At 63.0% G+C, this 698-nt stretch carries 1 protein-coding gene; it reads left to right on the forward strand.

Features of this window, described 5'->3' with window-relative positions; translation table 11 throughout:
• Positions 1-698 (forward strand): hypothetical protein (locus tag LRL21_RS44765; RefSeq protein WP_240422211.1); only part of this gene is annotated, 698 nt, incomplete at both ends.

The raw sequence follows: 698 nt of genomic DNA on the forward strand, positions 1-698 counted from the left end.
CGTATGTGCTTACGGTGAAGGCAGGACAACTATGGCTGGAGCTCCCGCAAACCGATGAAGGCGACTTCGGCTGGATAGCCGAGGTGATGCCGGACACGGTGCTGGCAAGCAGCCGCCTGGAGCAGGGTGAGGGCGCTCCGGAACTTCAGGCCAATCTTGACATGGAACGGCTGGAGCGTGAGGAGCGTACGGAGCGGCTGAAACAGTTGGGACAATTGGAACGGCTAGCCGAAACAGCAGAGAAACTGGACGAATGGCTGCAGAGCCTGGCCTTGGCCGTGGTGAAGGAGGCGGCTCCGCTGCATGCTCAGCAGGTGGCGGCGGCAGAGTCCCCATCGGAGATTGTCGTCTGGGAGCCGGCCGTCTTCACTTCGGAGGCCCAGCTCATCTGGATTCGCGCCGCAGACGGCCTGCCGGGCTTATGGCAGGATCGCGGCCTGCCGCAGGTACCCCCGGACGCCTATGTGCCGATGATGCGTTCCGTCTGGGCGGCTTCGCCCAAAGGCAACCGCTTGTACACGGCGGATACGTTTGCTCTGCTGCAGCTGCATGATTGGCAAGCGTCGGTGCGTTTGTTTCACCGTTTGCTCGTATACAAGCGGCTCCATCAGCTGCGCCGGGCACAGCGGGACGAACAGGCCAGAGTGGCCCAGCGCTTGGAGCAGGATGAGCGCAATGTGGAGGAAGCGGTCAGCCGC

The organism is Paenibacillus periandrae (genome assembly GCF_022458865.1).
Classification (GTDB): domain Bacteria; phylum Bacillota; class Bacilli; order Paenibacillales; family NBRC-103111; genus Paenibacillus_S; species Paenibacillus_S periandrae.